The sequence below is a fragment of the Candidatus Tisiphia endosymbiont of Empis tessellata genome (assembly GCF_964031035.1).
Taxonomy (GTDB): domain Bacteria; phylum Pseudomonadota; class Alphaproteobacteria; order Rickettsiales; family Rickettsiaceae; genus Tisiphia.
Genome location: NZ_OZ034997.1, coordinates 210,731 through 230,754 on the forward strand (window position 1 = coordinate 210,731; position 20,024 = coordinate 230,754).

Annotated in this window: 18 protein-coding genes; 5 read left to right on the forward strand and 13 right to left on the reverse strand. The window is 31.9% G+C overall.

The genetic code is table 11. The annotated features are described in order from the left end of the window. Positions 1-4: 4 nt before the first annotated feature. A complete protein-coding gene (locus AAHM86_RS01130) occupies positions 5-838 on the reverse strand; it encodes a DUF2608 domain-containing protein (RefSeq protein WP_342267982.1) in 834 nt (277 codons plus the stop codon). Further along, the gene (locus AAHM86_RS01135) at positions 822-1,718 is read right to left on the reverse strand and encodes a DUF2608 domain-containing protein (RefSeq protein ID WP_342267983.1); all 897 of its coding nucleotides are present in this window, start codon (positions 1,716-1,718) and stop codon (positions 822-824) included. Before AAHM86_RS01135 ends, AAHM86_RS01130 begins: the two co-directional genes overlap by 17 nt. A 583-nt stretch (positions 1,719-2,301) precedes the next feature. Between AAHM86_RS01135 and AAHM86_RS01140 the strand changes: the two genes are divergently transcribed. After that, positions 2,302-2,724 carry a DNA cytosine methyltransferase gene (locus AAHM86_RS01140; protein WP_342267984.1) on the forward strand — a complete coding sequence of 141 codons (423 nt, stop codon included), beginning with the start codon at positions 2,302-2,304 and terminating at the stop codon, positions 2,722-2,724. A gap of 74 nt (positions 2,725-2,798) precedes the next feature. On the opposite strand, the gene AAHM86_RS01145 is transcribed toward AAHM86_RS01140, so the two are convergent. The 3 genes from AAHM86_RS01145 to AAHM86_RS01155 form a co-directional block, all read right to left on the reverse strand. Continuing rightward, on the reverse strand, positions 2,799-4,745 hold the full coding sequence (locus tag AAHM86_RS01145) for a hypothetical protein (protein ID WP_342267985.1): 1,947 nt from the start codon (positions 4,743-4,745) through the stop codon (positions 2,799-2,801). Between the two features lie 331 nt (positions 4,746-5,076). Beyond that, on the reverse strand, positions 5,077-5,877 hold the full coding sequence (locus tag AAHM86_RS01150) for a DNA polymerase III subunit delta' (protein WP_342267986.1): 801 nt from the start codon (positions 5,875-5,877) through the stop codon (positions 5,077-5,079). 469 nt (positions 5,878-6,346) lie between these two features. Next, complete coding sequence (locus AAHM86_RS01155; RefSeq protein WP_341752038.1) at positions 6,347-6,622, reverse strand: HU family DNA-binding protein; 276 nt, start codon at positions 6,620-6,622, stop codon at positions 6,347-6,349. A 445-nt stretch (positions 6,623-7,067) separates the two neighbouring features. Here AAHM86_RS01155 and AAHM86_RS01160 point away from each other — a divergent pair, with 445 nt between their 5' ends. Then, positions 7,068-7,583, forward strand: a complete 516-nt coding sequence (locus AAHM86_RS01160) for a hypothetical protein (RefSeq protein ID WP_342267987.1) — start codon at positions 7,068-7,070, stop codon at positions 7,581-7,583. On the opposite strand, the gene ruvC is transcribed toward AAHM86_RS01160, so the two are convergent. From ruvC to acnA, 7 genes are all read right to left on the reverse strand, one after another. Further along, positions 7,550-8,035, reverse strand: coding sequence for a crossover junction endodeoxyribonuclease RuvC (gene ruvC, locus AAHM86_RS01165; RefSeq protein ID WP_341755016.1), 486 nt, complete (start codon positions 8,033-8,035; stop codon positions 7,550-7,552). The genes AAHM86_RS01160 and ruvC overlap by 34 nt on opposite strands. A gap of 39 nt (positions 8,036-8,074) precedes the next feature. Then, the gene (locus AAHM86_RS01170; RefSeq protein WP_342267988.1) at positions 8,075-11,134 is read right to left on the reverse strand and encodes an efflux RND transporter permease subunit; all 3,060 of its coding nucleotides are present in this window, start codon (positions 11,132-11,134) and stop codon (positions 8,075-8,077) included. A 257-nt stretch (positions 11,135-11,391) separates the two neighbouring features. Then, positions 11,392-12,051 (reverse strand): amino acid ABC transporter permease, encoded by a 660-nt coding sequence (locus tag AAHM86_RS01175; RefSeq protein ID WP_342267989.1) that lies wholly within the window; start codon positions 12,049-12,051, stop codon positions 11,392-11,394. A 49-nt stretch (positions 12,052-12,100) separates the two neighbouring features. Then, positions 12,101-12,499 carry a hypothetical protein gene (locus AAHM86_RS01180; protein ID WP_342267990.1) on the reverse strand — a complete coding sequence of 133 codons (399 nt, stop codon included), beginning with the start codon at positions 12,497-12,499 and terminating at the stop codon, positions 12,101-12,103. Positions 12,500-12,554: 55 nt separating this feature from the next. Further along, entirely contained in the window at positions 12,555-13,385 is an 831-nt protein-coding gene (gene queF / locus AAHM86_RS01185; RefSeq protein ID WP_342267991.1) for an NADPH-dependent 7-cyano-7-deazaguanine reductase QueF, read from the reverse strand. After that, positions 13,385-13,741 (reverse strand): hypothetical protein, encoded by a 357-nt coding sequence (locus AAHM86_RS01190; RefSeq protein WP_341748473.1) that lies wholly within the window; start codon positions 13,739-13,741, stop codon positions 13,385-13,387. Before AAHM86_RS01190 ends, queF begins: the two co-directional genes overlap by 1 nt. Beyond that, positions 13,734-16,388, reverse strand: coding sequence for an aconitate hydratase AcnA (acnA, locus tag AAHM86_RS01195; RefSeq protein ID WP_342268336.1), 2,655 nt, complete (start codon positions 16,386-16,388; stop codon positions 13,734-13,736). The genes AAHM86_RS01190 and acnA overlap by 8 nt, the downstream gene beginning before the upstream one ends. Positions 16,389-16,792: 404 nt before the next feature. Between acnA and ccmA the strand changes: the two genes are divergently transcribed. After that, complete coding sequence (gene ccmA / locus AAHM86_RS01200; protein ID WP_341747448.1) at positions 16,793-17,395, forward strand: heme ABC exporter ATP-binding protein CcmA; 603 nt, start codon at positions 16,793-16,795, stop codon at positions 17,393-17,395. Here ccmA and AAHM86_RS01205 read toward each other — a convergent pair. After that, on the reverse strand, positions 17,376-18,914 hold the full coding sequence (locus AAHM86_RS01205; protein WP_342267992.1) for an NTP/NDP exchange transporter: 1,539 nt from the start codon (positions 18,912-18,914) through the stop codon (positions 17,376-17,378). The two genes, ccmA and AAHM86_RS01205, sit on opposite strands and share 20 nt — an antisense overlap. A gap of 165 nt (positions 18,915-19,079) precedes the next feature. Between AAHM86_RS01205 and AAHM86_RS01210 the strand changes: the two genes are divergently transcribed. Both AAHM86_RS01210 and AAHM86_RS01215 read left to right on the forward strand, forming a co-directional pair. Continuing rightward, positions 19,080-19,223: a transposase gene (locus tag AAHM86_RS01210; protein ID WP_342267993.1), complete on the forward strand. Its 144-nt coding sequence runs from the start codon at positions 19,080-19,082 to the stop codon at positions 19,221-19,223. Positions 19,224-19,241: 18 nt separating this feature from the next. Beyond that, positions 19,242-19,988: a DDE-type integrase/transposase/recombinase gene (locus AAHM86_RS01215; RefSeq protein WP_342267994.1), complete on the forward strand. Its 747-nt coding sequence runs from the start codon at positions 19,242-19,244 to the stop codon at positions 19,986-19,988. Positions 19,989-20,024: the final 36 nt, after the last annotated feature.

The window sequence follows — 20,024 nt, forward strand, 5'->3', positions numbered from 1 at the left end:
TTCATCATTTGCTATTTGTTATAAACTGTTTAGCCTCATCATCTTCTAACCACTTTCCTGTTTTTAATAATATTTCCTGTTGAAATTTCACTATATCCTCCTGTGGAGTACCTTGTAATTCTGTAACGGATAAATATTCTACCCCATAACAATCTAGATCAATTGTTCTTAGAAAATTATCTATGTTATCTAATTCACTTTTTTTATTCTCAAAGATTATAATGTTATTAGGTAAAATACTTGTGATACTCATAAACTCACGTAGTGCCTGAGCTTTATTTAGATAGTCAGTAAATATTATACCTTTATAAAAAATTGGTGACCTTTTATCAGTTTCATCAAATTTTAATATTTCTTTATTATTAACTTTATCAGTAAATTTAATGCCGAGTCTACTTAGCTGCTCATATTGCCATTCCTCATAATTTTTAATCAGTCTACATGCAGGGTTAATTTTAGTAAACCCAAAAACTAAAGCCCCTGAACTTTTCAATTTATCGATAAATTTTGGCCAACTAGCTTCTACTAACATAACTTGTCTTTGCAATAGCAACTTAGCAATTATCTCATCCACATTAGGATGATATTTTGCCAAACTTGCCAGCTCTTCAACAAACCCTCTATAAGGATTAGCATAACGAAACATCTTAGACTTAGGCGTAACTATTGTATCATCAATATTGATTAGTACTAAGCTAGATGCATCAATTTTTTCAAGTAAATTTTTTACCGTAACAGAATCTATAGAATAAGTGGGAATAATTATTGCATAAGCTGTATATGGTAACATGATAAAAATTAACAATAATTTTAATAAAAAGTTATTTTTTATTATCATACGGATTTACACTCTCTTGATTCTTAACTGTGATTTTGCCATTGCTTCTCTTTACTGCATTTACCTTATTAACCAATTCATTAAGTGATTTTTTTAAATCACGAGAATTGAATATTGATTCTTTTTGGTCAGATAATTTATAATTATAACCAATAAACATCACATTATCGTCATAATTTCTTAGTTGACTTTCCATTGCAGTCAACTCACTGGAATTTCCATCAACCATTATTAAAACTTTTGGCATAAACTTCACTTCTATTAAAAAATTTAATATCAACTGAAATGAAGCATTATTATTACTACTCAATATACCCTGATAAAACGTCGGATAAGTATTATCAAAAGGCTTCATATTATTAAAAATAAGATAATTATGTTGTGGGAAACTGTTGGACAAATCAATATTAAATTTCTTTAAATACTCAGCCTCCCATATTTCTAGCTTCTTTATATTGTTAAAGTTACCAGTTAAACCATGATCACTCACAATTACTGGGCTACCTTTATCCATTATATTCTTTATAAAATTAGGCAAATTGACATATAATAACTCATTTTTATACTCTGTAAGCAGTATTGTATCAAAATAAGCATCCTTTGAGGGTCTAACTGCTTTGAATATTTCATGTAGCTTAGATAATTCATTTTTATTTAATTGGATAATTGGAGGGAGAAATGATTTGAATATAACTTTTTCTCTACCCAAAACCACTAAGATATCTTTAGGGGAATAATTATTGCATAATTCTTCGTAGTCCTTATTTATTTGGTCTAAACTATTAACATCAATAATCTTGCCATTTGCTATTAAAGGTAATAGTAATATTATGTAAGAGAGGAGTTTATATGTTTTAAATTTAATTCTTCTAATTAGCATAGAAATTGCTCTTATTTTTTGTTTATAACAAAAGTAGTTGGTCTACATCGTTTTATGTCATACGCAGGTCATCTAACTCAATGTCATTCCCGCTTAGGTAGAGGAAATCCATATTATCTAACGACCTTTGCAGGTTATTTTTTGGATTATATCTTGAATATTAGCTCTTTATGGAGTTAATATGGTCAGGAAAGAGTGACACAGTTTAAATTAGATAGGTCCTTAAAGACCGAAGGTATCTTGATGGTCTCCTCCCTTGAATCACAAAGTATGATATACTCTTCTGCTTTGAAGAATTGATTCTGCAAATACTTGCGGGGTATTCGCATACTCACGTACTTCATGTACGTTTCGTTCACTCACCCCTTGTTTGTTGTCCTCATTCTCCAAATCATTTGAGTATACAAACGGTAGCAGAATCTTAGAGATCGAATTTACAATCATGTATCAAAACTTTGCAAAACAACCACTAATTATAGGTAAAGCAAATGACTAAAAAAAGCAAGATATTTATGGGAATAGATGTTTCAAAAAATACGCTTGATATATCTATGAACAATAGATATCTTTGGCAAACTCGCTTATGCTGAGGAATTTAAAGAAACCACGAAATGACCCACAGCGGACAATGATGTACGTGAGAAGCAGAGTACCAGCAGAAGTAGAATTTCAAAAGATATCTATTGAATATATTTGCAATATTGTGGTTAATTGCATTATAATGAGGTTTATGTATAATAACTTTACTTTTATTGACTTATTTGCTGGGATTGGTGGTGTAAGAAGATCATTTGAGTCTGTTGGTGGTAACTGCGTTTACACTAGCGAGATTGATACATCGGCATTAAAAACATATAGAGCTAATTTTAGCTGTGATCATAAAATTGATGGTGATATAACACAAGTACACGAACAAAATGTACCCCCTCACGATATTTTATGTGCAGGATTCCTGTGTCAACCATTTAGTATAGCTGGGGTTTCAAAGCGTTTAATAGTCTTTTAGGCTATTTTTTTTAGATTCCCGCCATTGCTTAGAATGACAGCTCTGTGTAGTAACTACAGTTAGCTATATAGTCTTTAAATTACAAGATTGCTGAAATATTTAACACTTTCTAATAAGGCTGGATTCTCCCCTATTAGACTTGGCTCTTCTCCTAGACCATGACTTTTATAAGTATGACCTAAGTCATAACTTCCATAGTGATGATGATCCCACTGCTTTATAGAAGTTAGTACGGTATCACTAATTTCATGTAATGTACTACTAATATATGATTTAAGTGCAGTCCACATAGCCCATATATTCCAACTAGAAATGTGACTTATAACCATGGAGCTTTCTACTAATTCTGTATTATTAGCTTCTAAAGACTCAATCTCAGATTTAGTGCTATCAATCACTGTAGTAGCTTCCATACTATTTAGATAAGATGCTTCTGTAGCTACATCACAACCTCTATCATTTGGTGATATATCAGATTGATTACTATCAACAGTATGTTGTTCATTTAAAACTGTTACCTCTGTATTATCAAGATTATCGCTTGCTATATTAATAGAGCTAGTTTTTTCTTGTTGATCATTACAATCTTGAAACTCAGTTAGGGATTCTTGCATAGGGCTAGATTGCTGTTCTACATCATGTTGGTCTACCGCTTCTACATCACAACTTAATTGATCAGTAGCTATGTCTATTTGAAACTCTCTTGTTTCAGGATAAGTTATTGTTATATTTTTTAGCTCCACAACATCAGTAATAGACTCTATCTTTTCTTCTTCTATCGTTTCTTCATAATTTTCTACTACATGAAATATCTCAGTAGGCACAGGTTGCTGTTCTATATCATAATCTAGTTGATTTATTGGCTCATCAAGATATGTAATATGGTCTTCATCTTGAGACTCTATTGCTTCAAGGAAAGTTATTGATATATCACTTGACTCATCATTAATATCTATAGAATCCGTATTTTCTTCTTTAATATAAATCCCTTTTTCCTTATTATATGATTCAGTTATTCCTTTAGATATCTTTTCTAACTTTTTAGTAGAAGTATTGACCCATTTACTATACTTCCTAGTAAGATTTGCAGTAAGTTGTACTACAATTTTATCTTTATTGTTCTCTAAATATGTATCATTAAAATCAGCTAATACTGGCAATAATTTAGCTATCAGTTTTTTACTTTGTGTTGTTTTAGTTATTTTTAACTTCTGAATTGATAATAATATTATTTCCATAGAGGTAACAATACTATTCACAGAATCAGCAAATTTATGAATATTCTTTGAAGTGAACTTCTCCTGATCAAAATAACCCCACTCTCCCCCCTTTTTGCCTTGGTTTATTTCTACTGCAAAATGCTTAAGTCCGGTTCTATTAATGACTGTCTTAAAAGATGGAGACACACCATAACCATTTTTTAACATATAAGTTTGCACTTTATCGGGGATTGTTATATATTTCGTAACTTCCGAAGCAATATCTTTTGTACTAAATCTAGCCTCTTCATTCGAGTCTCTTAAAACTATCATACTAACAAGATCATCTTGTAAACGTCCAGTAACAATATCTGCGATTCCTTCATTAGTTGATAATTTTTTAATTACATCTGCTCTATATTGCTCTATTTCCTCTTTAAACTTATTAATTTTTTTTGCACCCTCTGATGTTGTCTCTATTTCATCAAGTCTTTTCTTTATATCTTTTATCGTCATAAATAGACTTAGTGCACCTTTCTGCTCATTATATAATAATGAGTGACACATTATCTGAAAAATATCCTTTGTTATATCAACTTCACCTTGATTGCCAGCTACTGTGCTAAAAAACTCTTTACGTAAATATTTCTCAAAAACATGTAGACTATTTTCCCTCAGCTTACTAATAATATCATCCACTTGTTGTGGCGTTTTAGATACACCTAATTCGCTTGAAGATTCTGTGTTATCTACTTCCTTTGTTAAAGGAAAAGCTTCCTGAACAAGTGTAACTGTATTTACTGTTAAAACATCTTGGGACATGTTCTTATATTTTTCTATAAAATTAAAAAAACTTACCACCGTATCAAACGGATATTACGATTGCGACGGATTATAACATACTCATTCAAACAATGCAAGATAAAAATATATCTTCTGCTTCTCAGGGCAGTTTCAAAGCCACAATCAAGAGTTGGTATATGTAGTAGCATTAACTATTAAAGATGTCATCACCCCCTGCGAAAGTAGCTTACTATAGGCTATTTTTTTAGATTCCTCACCGAAGCGGGAATGACATACTAGTGATCCACGCGGGCAAAACCTTCACGGGAATGACATTGAATAGGAACGGAAGCAAATTTTGACGACAAAATTACCATAACTCTTCTATTAATGCTATGGTATTAGCCCTTAGATCTAGGTCATAATCTATGGTATTATTTATTATTCGTTTGATATTTGCAAATTTTGTTATCAAATAATCAGGGGAATTAGAACGCAATTGATTAAATATTTTATTCTCTAATTCATTGAATTCAATATTGATATTGAGAGATTTTTTAGTAATTCTATTAACTAGATATAGCATGCTACAAGCAAAATCTCCCCATAATTCCTTGTTTTTACTGGTAAACTCTTCGATAAGATATAACTTCACTTTAGGATTTGCATAGTTAGCAATATACGTCGTAAATTTAACATATATATCGCTTCCCACTAAGCGATTTTGTGATTTTATGTTAATTTTAGCACATCTAGATCTTATAGTACTTATTATTCCGGCAGCCCTTGAGGTAATCAAGAAAATAAAACTATCCTTTGGCGTATCTTCTAAAAGTTTAAGACAGGAATTTGCTGCATTGAGATTCATTAGATCTGCTTGATAAATAACAGCTACTCTATATTTAGAGATTGATGATGTTCTATAAAAAAATTGCTGTAAATCTCTAATTTGGTCAATAGATATGTCTTTGACACTGCTCGTCACAGAATTATCCCTAGCTACTAAACGATAATCTGGATGATTTGTTAATTGAATTTTATCTACAATCAAACTGCTTTCTATAAATACAAGCAAATCTTCTAAAGCTTTTGCGGTATCATCAACATCAATCAGCCAACTATTATAAAGCCTAGCCTGTTTGAATCTACATTCAAGATATTCTTTGATCATTCTGCTAATGGCATAATAAAAAATAGGTTTCTAGGCTTTGCCAACATGGGGCAGAAACCACAGCTGTCGAAAGTTAGAAGAGGAAGCGGTTTTAGAAGTCATAATGGCAGTTTAAAAGTTGTAGAAAAATAACCAAGGTCATTGCGAGGAGGTATAAGCCGAAGAAGCAATCCATTTTTGGTTACTTTTATGGATTGCTTCGTCGACCTACGGTCTTCTCGCAATGACGTTGACCATATACAACTTTTAAACTGCCCTGCCTAAAACCTGCTCTACCTTCGAACTTTCGACAGTTGTGGGTCAGAAATGCCAACGTAAGTAATGATACTTGTATGGCAAAAGCGATGGCAATCCCTACGTAGGCAGGGATGACACTAGCTTTGTTGTATTGAACTCAGGTTACTTAAACTTGCACCCTTGGTAAAAACTATAATATTTTACAGAAGCAGGTTCTAAGTAAAATACGAACTTACGAATTATTACAAGCTTCCTTCATTTTCTTACCGGCTCTAAATACTGGTTGTTTATAGGCAGCAATATGCATTTTCTCACCAGTTTTTGGATTACGACCTTCACGTGCAGCTCTACTTTGTATATGGAAAGAACCAAACCCCACTAGGTTAACGTCCTCACCACGACTAAGTGCTTTAAGTACACTGTCTACAACCCAAGTAAGGGCCTTTTCTGCATCACTTTTTGAATGACCTGCTTCAGCCATTAATGCTACTAATTCTCCTTTATTCATATGCTCAACTCTCCAAATAAATTGTTAACATTTCAGACATTAATGTATTTAGTATACTCAAATGATTTAGAGAATTGGATTTGAAAATGAAGGACAAGCGGGGCGTACATAAGATACGTTGTTACGTTCGTCCTTGATATTAAAAAAAACAATTCTTCAAAGCAGAAGAATATATACTAACATACCAGCAAGATTTGTTATATCTCGTTGGCTAGATTATAGCAAACACTAAATTGACTGCAACTGAGACTTCTTTAGAACTTTTGAATATATTATTTTATAATCTAATTTCAATAAAATTGTATCTATTTTACATCAAGTTAGTTTCTTATCCTGTAGTTAGGAGGATAGTATATTATTTTTGCTTAAATGAAATAATTAGTTGAAAATCATAATAGTTTATATATTATAACTTTCTTATTTAATATATAAAAAGGGAACTTTTATGATCACTAGACTATTCTACATATTATTTATTTTAATTTTTAGTTTAAATACTAGTGCTAATCCAGCTCCATTGGGTTTTGAATTAAATAAAGCAAGTATAGCAGATGTAGAGCGAGTATATCAGATTACTAAAAAAGAGAGGAATCATTGGGATGGATATAATTATTATGTTAATGTTAGAGATGTCAAATTAGATGGACTGACTGAATTATTAGTAATATGTAATGATGATAATATTATCCAAGCAATCATCTTAACGATAAATAACGATAAATTTACAGAGTTTTATGAGTTACTTGCAGAAAAATACAAACTCACCCATAGCCAAAACCCTAATTTAGGTAATAAGGAGATTAGATTTGCCGATGGTAGTTGTACTATTATATTAGATTCTCCATTCCTTAGCTTTAGTATGAGTCTTATATACATAACAGATGAGTTTCTGACAAAATTTAAAGGTAAGCAAAAGGTAAAGAATTGCTATAATTCAATTATAGGAGGTTTTGAGGTATAAGCCCAACAAACATAAGCCACTGCAAGGGCATCTGCTTCATCAAAATTACTGATTGCAATTGCTCCTGGTAGTAAAAGTTTAATCATTTGCAGAACCTGATTTTTTTCAGCATGACCATAACCCACTACAGATTTTTTGATAACATTAGGTTTAAATTCTTGAAAAGCAATATCATATCCTCCTATAAGTGACATGACTGCTCCTCTAGCATATCCCAATTTTAAAGATGAAACACTATTCATATTAACAAATGTCTCCTCCATAGCAACAATAGCAGGTTTATATTGTACTATTATCTTTTGCAAGGACGAGCTAATGAAAGCTAGCCTTTTATGCATTGCTTCGCTTGATTTAGTCTTTATGACCCCACTATCTAAATATTTCAGAGGATCGGTATCGATTACCCCCCATCCCATACCAGCTAAAGATGGGTCAATTCCTAGTATAATCAAAATTATTCCCCCACTAATAGATTTTTTGTAAAAAATTATCTAATTCTTCAATTCATTTATTTGAATATATTCCTTTTTAAAACTTTGATATAAAACTGGAATAACAAATATAGTGAAAAGAGTTCCTATACTCATTCCACCAACTATTACTAAACCAATAGAATTTTGAGCGGCTGCTCCTGCTCCAGAACTAATCACTAATGACATTGCCCCAAAAATAGTTGCTAGAGTAGTCATTAGAATAGGTCTAAGTCTTAAGCTAGAGGCTCTAGTTACAGCTTCTCTAACACTTAGTCCTTGGTCTCTTAAGTTATTAGCAAATTCTACTATCATAATAGAATTTTTTATTATCAAACCAATTAAAGTGATCAAACCAATATTACTATACATATTAAGCGTATTACCACATATTAAGAGCATTAATACCCCTCCAGTAATTGAGAATGGTACAGCAATAAGTATTAATATAGGATCAGTAAAACTTTCAAATTGGGCCGAAAGCACTAAATAAATAAACAACAAAGCAAATAAGAAAGTAACAATAAGATTACTTTGTGATTCTGTCATTCTTTTAATCTCTCCAATATATTCTAATATAGTTGTGCTACTATCCAATAATTCATCAGCTATAGTATTTATCGAATTTATGGCATCGGTAATTTTTTGGTTTGGAGCTAAACCTGACGAAATCGTTACCGATCTAGAATTATTATAGTGGTTATAAGACTCAATAGACACTTTCTCAACCATATTAGCAACTACACTTAATGGCAGCAAATTATTAGTTGGTTTATTGGTTGGTATCAGTATCTTACTAAAATGATCGGTACTATTACGGTATTTTAGGTTATATTGCATAGTTATATCATACAGATTATTGCCCATTCTGAAATCACCAATTTTTCTTCCTGCTAGCAAATATTGCAATGTTACCCCTATATTTTCTAAACTCACACCAAACAGATAAGCTTTATCCCGGTTAACAATTACATCAATTGTCGGCATAGAAGAATTTAAATCACTACCTACATTGATAAAAACTGGATATTTCTTCATTCTATTAACAAATTTCTGTGATATTTGATCTAACTCGTCATATTCAAGTGAGGTCTGTAAAGTAAATTCGACAGCATTTCCAGCATCACCACTAACCAATGAAGGTGGATTTTGAACAAAAATCGACATTCCTGCTATTTGTTGAAATTGCTTATTAAGCATATTTTTTATAGCTTCTTGTGACTTTGATCTTTCTTTCCAATCTTTAAGAGGTACGAAAGCGAAAGCACTGTTACTACCTCCAGAGCCAATTATTGTCAAATAACCGGCTATATCTTTATGAGAACTAAGTATTTTTTCAGCTTCCACTACTGTTTTCTCTGATTGTTTAATACTAGAACCTTGAAGACCAGTGAAGAAAACTTGTAAAAACCCATCATCTTCCTGGGGAATAAAAACTTTTTTGACAAAGATCAAACTAACAACTAGTACAACTAAAGATAGTGCAATAATAAGTGAGAATTTCTTTTTATGATCAAGAGCAAGATTTAAATAGTACAAATACTTGCTTTGTACTATTTTAATGAACTGATCAAATTTAACTAAAAACCCTAAAGGAGGTCGATCATTTTTACCAATCATGCGACTTGCCATCATTGGCGTTAAAGTAATCGCCACAAAACCGGAAAATAAAACGCAGAATGCTAAGGTCCAAGCAAATTCAATGAATAACTTACCAATAAATCCATCTATCAAACCTATTGGTAAGAATACTGAAACAAGTGTTATAGTCATCGCTACAATGGCAAAACCAATTTCCTTAGATGCAAGAAAGGCAGCTTCTATAGGAGAATGCCCCATCTCATTGTACCTAAAAATGTTTTCTAACATTACTATTGCATCATCTACTACCAAGCCAATAGCTAATATCATTGCTAAAAGGGTAAATATATTGATAGAAAATCCTAAATAATACATAACAATAAATGTACCAATTAATGATATCGGAACAGTTACAAATGGTATGAGGGTGATTTTTACTGATGCCAAGAACAGATATATTACTACCATAACCAAAACTAATGCTTCCATGATAGTGAAGAATACTGATCTGATTGAAGCCCTAACTGGAATTGATGAATCATGGGCTATATCAATTGTTATACCTTTAGATAGATTTTTTTTTATTTTATCTAGTGAATATCTAACCTCTTTGGATAAATCAAGTATGTTTGCCTTCGATTGTTTTATAAGACCAAGTGCTATCGAGTTTTTTCCGTTATATCTAAAAATTACCTCAGTATCTGGAGGGGCTAAATATATTTTAGCAATATCTCGTAACTTTAATATATTAGCATCTTTCACTTTTAGTATAATTTTTTCAAACTCTTCCGGTTTACTTAAAGAGCCATCTAATCTTACAGTAAAATCACGTACAGCTGTTTTAATAGTTCCTGCTAGATAATAGATATTTTGTTTTTTTACAGCACTCTCCATTTCTAACACTGACATTTTATGCTGATATAATTTTACCGGATCTGGTTCTATACGCATAGAGTACTCTTTAGCACCATATATCTTAACCTGACCTATTGTTTCAAGTTTTTCTAAAATGGTTTTTACGCTATCTTGAACAATTTGGGTTAATTGTAAATCATCATATACATCACTACTGATACTTAAATACAAACTAGGGAAATTATCTGCATCCATCTTAGCAACATAAGGCATGCTCATACCTTGGGGGAATATGGAACTTATATTAGAAATTTTAGACCTAACATCGTTTAAGGCTGTTTCTATATCAGCCGATGATAGAAATATTAAAGTAATATGGCTGCTACCTGTAGAGCTTTGTGAAGTGATAGTATCAAGGTTCTTGACAGTTTTTAGTGCTTTCTCAATACGAGTTGTTATCTCTTTCTCCATATAAAGAGCATCTGCCCCAGGGTAATTTGCATATACTGTTATTACAGGAGAAGAAATATCGGGAATACCCCTAATTTGCAGTTTAGTAAGAAATACCGCCCCTAAAATAACAACCACTAGACTCAACACTGTTGCAAATACTGGACGTTTTATACATATTTCACTTAAGTACATATTATCAATAAATCCTACTTATGCAAATTTGGGATAAGAATTGACAAATTCTTATCCCAAATTCGGTGAAATTATCGAAACAATCAGATTTGAGACGGCTATACATCTGATTGTTAAATTAATATTTTGCTAAAAACATGATTTTAGCTTTAGAAAGGTTTAAAATGCATTCGCGTTAGCCGCTTTAAGAATACATTTTTCCTTATATTAAAGCCAATTCAGGATAAGAATTAGTTAATTCTTATCCCGAATTGGGGTTACTCCACTCCAATTACTAGTCTTTTTTCAATAATTTTAGCTAATTTACTGATAATTATTACCATAACATAGTAACAAAGTCCTGCTATTAACATAGGGGTAAAATAAGTATAACTTTCAAGCGATACTAATTGAGCTCTACGCATTAAATCCATTTCACCGATCATTGATATAATCGATGATTCTTTGATTAAATTAATAAGCTCATTAACCAGTGAAGGTAAAATATTTCTTATAGCTTGAGGCAAGATAATATCTTTCATCATTAATCTCTCGGGTATAGCTAATGCTTTAGCTGCCTCAATCTGTCCTTTATCAACACTATTAATTCCAGCTCTAATTATTTCCGAAACATATGCCCCGGAGTTTAATGAGAAAGCTATGCTACCAGCAACGAAGACACCAAGCTTAATGCCAATTACACTAGGTAAACCAAAATAAATTATGCTAAGTTGTATAAGTAACGGAGTACCACGAAAAACAGATGTATAGAAATTAGCAAACAGTCTTAACACACAACTTTTACCTACCTTACAAATTGCTAGTAAGATACCAATAATCAACCCTAATAACACTGAAACTATACTGTATTTCAGTGTTACTACCATCCCTTGCATAATAAAATATATAGAAGAAAAATCAAGTAATTGCTCAAACATCTAACACTCTTAAATAACCTCAATTTTGGAATTGTTCCAAACTTACTACCTATTCAAATTTTCGTATATTACGAGCAACCTCAATGGAAGAATTCATCATATTAGTACAATATATTTCAAACATTTTCCGCTGTAACAAAGCTAAATCTGGTAATCCCTTACATTTTAACAAATCTTTAGTAAGTACAACATTCTCCTGCATTCCTTTACTCATCGATGATAAGAGTTGATTAAATATATCTTCGGTTACTCTAATACGACTATTAACAACTGCTAAATTTTTAGAAATTGCAGAATTTACTATATCAGTATACTCTTTTGATAATCTCGATAATTGACTAACCAAATTGTCTATTGTTTCAGATTTCATTTCAGAACTATCTGAATTGTCCTTTAATTGAATATCCAGGGGTAGTTTTTTATTTGAGTTTAACTTATTTTTGCCCATATTTTCTCCACTTTAATATAAATATACTCTAAATTGATACTACCACTAAGCATTATTATTGACGAATATGCCTTAAATTGCTAAGCTTTGTAATATCTAAACTACAACTAGACCGTATAGGGTTAATATCTATACCACCACGTCTTGTATATCTTGCATAAACAGTTAATTGATCGGGAGTACAAAACTTATTAATATCACAAAAAATACGCTCAACGCATTGTTCATGAAATTCATTATGATTACGGAATGATACTAAATATTTTAACAAAGAACTATGATCAATTTTCTTGCCTCTATAACTAATTTGTACTGATGCCCAATCTGGATGGTTAGTAACTAAACAATTCGATTTTAGCAAATTAGAATATAGCACCTCATCTACTACTTGCGTATTGTCTTCAGACAATTTTGGCAAATTTTGGCTAGTCTCAAAATTAATAATTGTTACTTCCAACTTATCCAAATTTATGCCTGAAAAGGACTGCAGCTTTGTTCCATCATATGATTCTAAATCTTTTATAGAAACAGTTACAGGTGCTTGAAATACCAAACTTAAGTCCTTTGCAATTAATTCTTTTACTTGGTCTCTATTATCAAACTTAGTATTATTAAAAGAATTTAAATAAAGCTTTAGTGATTTTGATTCTACAATATTAGGCGACTCACAACTTACCATGAACTCCAATATTTTTACTTCAGGTTTACCACTTGGGCTTAGCCAAGAAACTTCATAACAATTCCAAATGTCAAATCCATTAAACGGCAAAGAACCTACTATCTGTAAGCTATCTCTAGCAAATTTACGACTGATTGGGTGTAGTAAACTATTGTCATACAAATCTGCATATTTAGTTTGCTTTCCAAGTACGGTTTCAAGAAACATTATTTTATCCAGTAAGTCATATAGTTTGGATGTCCTGTATCATTCAACAAATATTTGAGACCTATAGCGATTCTTAATATAAACCAAACAAACAAGCATGCGTATAACACCGGACCAATTAGTATTATAGTGGTTATCATAGATATTATAATACCAATAAATCCTATGCAAAAAGTACGTAATATAAAAGTGTAATGGCTAGCTAAAAGTCCATCTTTAATATCCTTATTAATATATGCAAAAACTGCTCCAATAATAGGTAATAACGGTGCAACTACTCCGCACAGAAATAATATATAAATTACTATAAGGTTTGTTTTCCCTGCATTTATATATTTCTTAATCTCCTTATCCATGTTCATCTCTTAAATTTTTAACTACTAGATGCATTATACTACCATGTTTTATATAGTCTATCTCATTATCTGTAAAAACTTGTAATATTACTTTGATAGTCTCAACTATACCACTTTTTCTCTTTATGATACAATTAAGTTGCTCATAAGGCGTTATTTCATTACTCAAGCCGGTAATGGTGACATACTCAGAACCATCAAGTTTTAAGTCATTTACAGTAGAAGAAGCAAGAGCAAGCGGTAAAACACCCATACCCACTAAATTTGATCTATGAATTCTTTCAAAACTTTCAGCAATTACTGCTTTTACTCCAAGTAAACTAGTACCTTTTGCTGCCCAGTCTCTTGATGAACCAGAGCCATATTCTTTACCTGCAAAAATTACTAAAGGCACAGAATGAGCTTTATAATCCATTGCAGCATCATAGATACTCTCTTGATTACCTAGTTGGTTTATAGTTACCCCTCCTTCAATTCCGGGACACATGGCATTTTTTATCCTATTATTGGCAAAAGTACCTCGCATCATTACTTCATGATTGCCACGCCGTGATCCATAAGAATTGAAATCGATAGGTAGAATGCCATGCTCAGTTAAATACTTAGCAGCAGGACTTGTTTTACTAATATTGCCGGCTGGAGATATATGATCAGTCGTAATAGAATTGCCAAAAATAGCTAATATTCTAGCAGATTCTATATTGTGCAAGTTACTAGATATATGTTCAATACCTTCAAAATAAGGAGGATTGTTGATATAAGTACTATCTTTGCTCCAATTATAAGTATCAGTTTTAGTTACTTTAATATCTCGCCACTCTTTATCACCTAAAAATACCTCACTATATTTGTCTTTAAACATTTTAGAGTTAATAGATTGCTCTATTAACTCTTTTATCTCTTGGTGGGTTGGCCAAATATCCTTAAGATATATATCCTTACCATTATGACCTTTACCTATCACGTCAGTTTCAAGATCAATGTTCATAGTACCTGCTAGGGCATAAGCAACGACTAAGGGAGGAGAAGCCAAATAACTAGCTATTGTTAAAGGGTGTACCCTTCCTTCAAAATTCCTGTTACCAGATAACACCGAAGCAACAACAAGATTGTTCCCGGCAATAGTCTCTTCTATTTCCTGCATAAGCGAACCAGAATTGCCTATACAAGTAGTACAACCATAGCCGACAAGATTAAAACCTAAATGATTTAGGTACTGGTCAAGTCCACTTTTTTTCAGATATTCCGTTACTACTTTTGAACCAGGGGCTAACGAAGTTTTAACCCATGGTTTTTTCATCAACCCAAGTTCTACTGCTTTCTTAGCAAGCAAGCCTGCTCCAATCATCACAGTAGGATTCGAAGTATTTGTACAGCTTGTGATTGCAGCTATTACGACATCACCATGCCCTATACTATATTGTTCATCAACAGGGTACTTTTTATCAATATCAACATCACCTCTAGTTAGAGAAGGTAGTTCAGTTTTAAAATTACTAGCAGCATTTTTTAGGTTAACCCTATCTTGCGGACGTCTTGGTCCAGCTAAGGAAGGTTCTAAAGTAGATAAATCCAGTTCTAATATATCAGTATATTCCGGAGTAATTATTGGATCAAACCATAATGACTGTAGCTTAGCATATTGCTCTACTAGCTTTATTCTATTTTGATCTCTAGCTGTAAAATTAAGGTATTTTATAGTCTCATTATCAATTGGGAAGAACCCACAAGTAGCACCATACTCAGGAGCCATATTTGATATAGTCGCCCTATCTGCCAATGTAAGGCAGGAAAGCCCATCTCCATAAAATTCAACAAATTTGCCGACTACATTTTTCTTTCTTAGCATTTGAGTAACTGTTAGCACCAAATCTGTAGCAGTAATCATTCCCTTTAAAGAGCCAGTTAACTTAAAGCCAATTACCTCTGGTAAAATCATTGATAAAGGTTGACCGAGCATTGCCGCCTCAGCCTCAATTCCCCCAACTCCCCAACCAAGAACTGCTAAACCATTAATCATCGTAGTATGACTATCTGTGCCAACTAATGTATCCGGATAAGCGAAAGTTACACCATTTTGTTGTTTGCTCCACACAACATTGGCTAAATATTCCAAATTAACTTGATGACAGATTCCTGTTCCTGGAGGTACTACTCTAAAATTATCAAATGCTTCTTGCCCCCATTTCAAAAATTCATAACGCTCTAGATTCCGTGCTACTTCCATTTTGACATTCTTAGCAAACGCATCACTTGTTCCATAATAATCAACTTGTACAGAATGATCTATGACAAGGTCAACCGGGATCAGAGGATTAATCTTTAATGGATTACCCCCTAGTTTTTTTATAGCATCACGCATAGCAGCCAAATCAACAATAGCAGGAACTCCAGTAAAATCCTGCATTAGTACCCTAGCCGGCATAAACGGTATCTCAGCGTCAGATTTTCTAGCCTTAAGCCATTCTTTAAATAGTAACAAGTTTTCTTTACTACCAGTTAGACGAAGGACATTTTCAAATAATATCCTTAAGCTATAAGGTAGATGCTTTAACTCAAGATTAATATCACTTGCCGCTTTATTTATATCAAAAATTTTATAAAGATTATCTCCTACAGATATTTCTTTAAGATAATCAGGATTCATTCCTGTTCCTCCAATTTTTTTAATCATTAGGGTTTACGCGAATTTGGTATAAGAATTTGTCAATTCTTATACCAAATTCGGTGAAATTATCGAAACAATCAGATTTGAGACGGCTCTGCATCTGATTGTTAAATTAGTATTTTGCTAAAAACATGATTTTAATTTTTTAAAATCATGTTTTTAGCTTTAGAAAGGTTTAAAATGCATTTGCAAAACCACTTTAAGAATGCATTTTTCCTTATATTAAAGGCAATTCGGGATAAGGATTAACTAATTCTTATCCCGAATTGGCATACTTTGAGTATACACTTAAAAATACCTACCACTAAGCCTTTCATTTAACTTAACTTGAAAAAATAAATATTTGAAGTAAATTATATAAAAAATTTCTTAGAATCGTATAAATGCTGTCATTTGAACAACTCACTCTTATTATAGACGAAAAAACTATCTTCACTAATATTAGTATGACTTTTTTACCATCATCTATAGTTTATTTACAGGGAGCAAATGGTTGCGGGAAGACTTCACTACTTAGAATTGTAGCTAATATACAAAATCCAACAAGTGGCAATGTTTTGTATAGATCATTGAACTGTAAATATTTAAAGAAACCTTATTGTAATTATATTGGACATAATCTTGGATTAAAATCCCAAATAACTGTATTAGAGCATCTAAAATTTTGGTCTACAATTTATGATTCCCTTGAAGCTTTAGAATCTTCGATATACTATTTCAAGTTACATAATATTTTGCATGAGAAATGTTACAAGCTGTCTGCTGGTAACCAAAAGAAAGTTGCCTTAGCAAAACTCATTGCTTGCCAGTCAAATTTATGGCTATTAGATGAAGTAGAAGCAAACCTAGATCAAGAAAACAAAGAATTACTATATAACTTGATCATTTTGAAAGCAAATAATGGTGGAGTTATTGTGGCTACCTCCCACTCTAATATAGATATTAAGACAGCACAAATAATCAATTTTAAGGATTATAATTGTTAGACCTTAGTAAGTTTTTGTAATATCGATTTAAGACTTTTACACCCAAAATCCAAGCTACACAAACAACAAGAAAAACAACCATCAAAAAACCAGCTAGATCATTATGTACAGCATTTGGGAAAATACTGAAAGAGACAAATTGAATAATTGCTCCAGAAGATTTTCCTACTTTGTATCCAAGTACATCTACTGCTGCCTTTCCCTTAGTTTTCATTTCATTATCAAGAGGTATATATACCATTTCTTTAGTAGAATCAAACAATGAATATTTTACGCTTTTCCCTAAAACATGCCACAAACCACCTACAAAAACAATTATCATTAATGGAGAAAAATAACTAAGACCAGTCATAATTGCCAATAAAGGTTTTTCTAGTACAACAAAGGTAAAAAACATCATACCTGATAACAGTGTTACGATAGGGGTGATCACTGCTCCCCAAAACCAACCACAAACCCTAACTAAACTACTACCTAGAAAAGCACAAATTAAAGTAAGTACTCCTGTCCAAAAAAACACCTCACCAGTGTAAGATATAAATGCTTGGGTACTAGGGTATAATTGCTTGGTTTTAGACATCCATAATCCTTCAATTAGGTTGATTGTCATGGAATATGAAATCATTAATACACAAATAATTCCTAAATATTTAGATGTAAAAATTATTTTGCTGCTGTCAACTAACCCCAATTTTAGTATATCGGTTCTTTTATTTTTGAATCTAATATTTTTAGTAGTTTCTATAATTTTCAATTCAACAAATCTATGCAAGATTAAACAAATTAGACCGGAAATTATAATGATTAGCATAAACGATTTAAGGAGAATTTCTGTTTTGTCGTTAAGATGGGAAAATAGAGGTAACAAAAAATGTTCACCTTTGGCAAAATATATAATTATACTGCCAGATATTAGTAAGTTAGTTTGACCAAATAAGGAAAAAAACGTATAAAATCTTGGAGCTTCTTCAATACTGGTAATCTTATTAGCAAGTTGCCAGTATAATAGTGTAAATACAATTACTGGCCACAACTCCCCCATTATATAAAATAACACAATACTCCATTTTCCCCAAATGATGATAAACCATTTTAAATGTGGAAGTACGGTAACATAATATTCTATTACTTCAGGATCTGGATGAAGATATTCCCGGTATGGAAACAACACAAAACCAAATAATATGAAGAATCCCAAGAAAAAAGATACTACTATCCTAAACACTTGCTCAGTTGTCATAATATTACAAAGTTTGGAGTAAAGAATGACAAATAAGACACCCATAGGCATCTCACCCCAAAGTTTTATAAAGCTTAAAACTTCCGTACTAATTAATGTCACTACCAAGCTATCTTTGATACTACGTACTAGATTTTGGTTAAGGAGAATACAAAACATTAGTAAAGCCATAGGTATAAACTTTACTAACTCGTTAGATCTAATAGGCCAAACAACGTGTCTAAATTTACTATTTCTAGCCCTATTCCACATATTGCAAGAAGAATTTACTGCATCCATTTAATACCCATGCTCATTTCCAAGCAACCTAAACTATAAAAAAAACCATGTCAAGTAGTTTTATAATTTAATATACTCTATAATGGACTGAAGAAAATGGACAAAAAAATAGAGTTAAAAGTTTCCTAATTAAGATAAAATAATAAGAAAAAATTAGGAGAAAAAATGACAAAAGAAAAAGTAAAAGTTTTTAGTGCTGAAGAAAAAACTAGGATAGTATTAGAAGTGCTGAAAGAAGAGAGTCCATTATCAGTGATAGCATCAAAATATGAGATAAACTCCAAGACAATTAGTAATTGGAAAAAATAATTTATATCAAATGCAGCATTGGCTTTTGAACCAGCAAAACTGGTAAGTAAATATCAGGAACAAATTAATATGCTGAAAGAACAAAATGATGAATTAGCGAAAACTCTTGGAAAAACAATAGTAGAGAGAGATTGGGCTGTGGGAAAGCTACAAAGCTTGGACTTATCAAATAGAAAAGAACTTGTCGATTCCAAGCTAGCAATGTTACCAAAGACAAGGAAATATGAATTATTAAAGATTAATCGTTCTTCAATGTACTATAAAGCAAAACCATTTAGTGGGTATAACTTAAATATTTTAAATAAAATAGATGAAATATATACTGATAATCCTGAATTTGGTTATCGTTATATCCATAGACAATTATTAGAAGATGGCTTGGTTATTGGTAAGGATCGGGTTCTAAAATATATGAACATGATTGGCATAGAGGCTATTTATCCAAAGAGGAAAAAGTTAATATCTGGAAAAGATAAACAGCATAAAATTTATAGTTATTTGCTTGATAAATATTGGTCTAATCTAGGTACAAGTAAAACTGTAGATGTACCTAACGCTAACGAGGTTTGGAGCGGAGATATCACTTATGTTAGAACTAATTCGGGATTTATGTACATGGCGGCAATTATAGATTGGCATAGTAGAGCTGTGTTGAGTTATAAATTGTCAAATAGTATGGATGTAAGTTTGGTAACTGAAGTATTGCATGATGCACTTAACAAATATCCTGCACCGCAGATATTTAATAGTGATCAGGGCAGTTAATATACTAGTCATGAACACATTGAAATTTTACAAGAG

Excerpts from the sequence above, each read along its gene's own strand:
- AAHM86_RS01180 (WP_342267990.1), bottom strand. The coding sequence starts at position 12,499 with ATGGGCAAAAATAAGTTAAACTCAAATAAAAAACTACCCCTGGATATT.
- AAHM86_RS01205 (WP_342267992.1), bottom strand. The coding sequence starts at position 18,914 with ATGGATGCAGTAAATTCTTCTTGCAATATGTGGAATAGGGCTAGAAAT.
- AAHM86_RS01150 (WP_342267986.1), bottom strand. The coding sequence starts at position 5,877 with ATGATCAAAGAATATCTTGAATGTAGATTCAAACAGGCTAGGCTTTAT.
- AAHM86_RS01160 (WP_342267987.1), top strand. The coding sequence starts at position 7,068 with ATGATCACTAGACTATTCTACATATTATTTATTTTAATTTTTAGTTTA.
- AAHM86_RS01170 (WP_342267988.1), bottom strand. The coding sequence starts at position 11,134 with ATGTACTTAAGTGAAATATGTATAAAACGTCCAGTATTTGCAACAGTG.
- AAHM86_RS01140 (WP_342267984.1), top strand. The coding sequence starts at position 2,302 with ATGCTGAGGAATTTAAAGAAACCACGAAATGACCCACAGCGGACAATG.
- AAHM86_RS01145 (WP_342267985.1), bottom strand. The coding sequence starts at position 4,745 with ATGTCCCAAGATGTTTTAACAGTAAATACAGTTACACTTGTTCAGGAA.
- queF (WP_342267991.1), bottom strand. The coding sequence starts at position 13,385 with ATGTTTCTTGAAACCGTACTTGGAAAGCAAACTAAATATGCAGATTTG.
- AAHM86_RS01155 (WP_341752038.1), bottom strand. The coding sequence starts at position 6,622 with ATGAATAAAGGAGAATTAGTAGCATTAATGGCTGAAGCAGGTCATTCA.
- AAHM86_RS01135 (WP_342267983.1), bottom strand. The coding sequence starts at position 1,718 with ATGCTAATTAGAAGAATTAAATTTAAAACATATAAACTCCTCTCTTAC.
- AAHM86_RS01210 (WP_342267993.1), top strand. The coding sequence starts at position 19,080 with ATGACAAAAGAAAAAGTAAAAGTTTTTAGTGCTGAAGAAAAAACTAGG.
- AAHM86_RS01175 (WP_342267989.1), bottom strand. The coding sequence starts at position 12,051 with ATGTTTGAGCAATTACTTGATTTTTCTTCTATATATTTTATTATGCAA.
- AAHM86_RS01130 (WP_342267982.1), bottom strand. The coding sequence starts at position 838 with ATGATAATAAAAAATAACTTTTTATTAAAATTATTGTTAATTTTTATC.
- AAHM86_RS01190 (WP_341748473.1), bottom strand. The coding sequence starts at position 13,741 with ATGGATAAGGAGATTAAGAAATATATAAATGCAGGGAAAACAAACCTT.
- acnA (WP_342268336.1), bottom strand. The coding sequence starts at position 16,388 with ATGAATCCTGATTATCTTAAAGAAATATCTGTAGGAGATAATCTTTAT.
- ccmA (WP_341747448.1), top strand. The coding sequence starts at position 16,793 with ATGCTGTCATTTGAACAACTCACTCTTATTATAGACGAAAAAACTATC.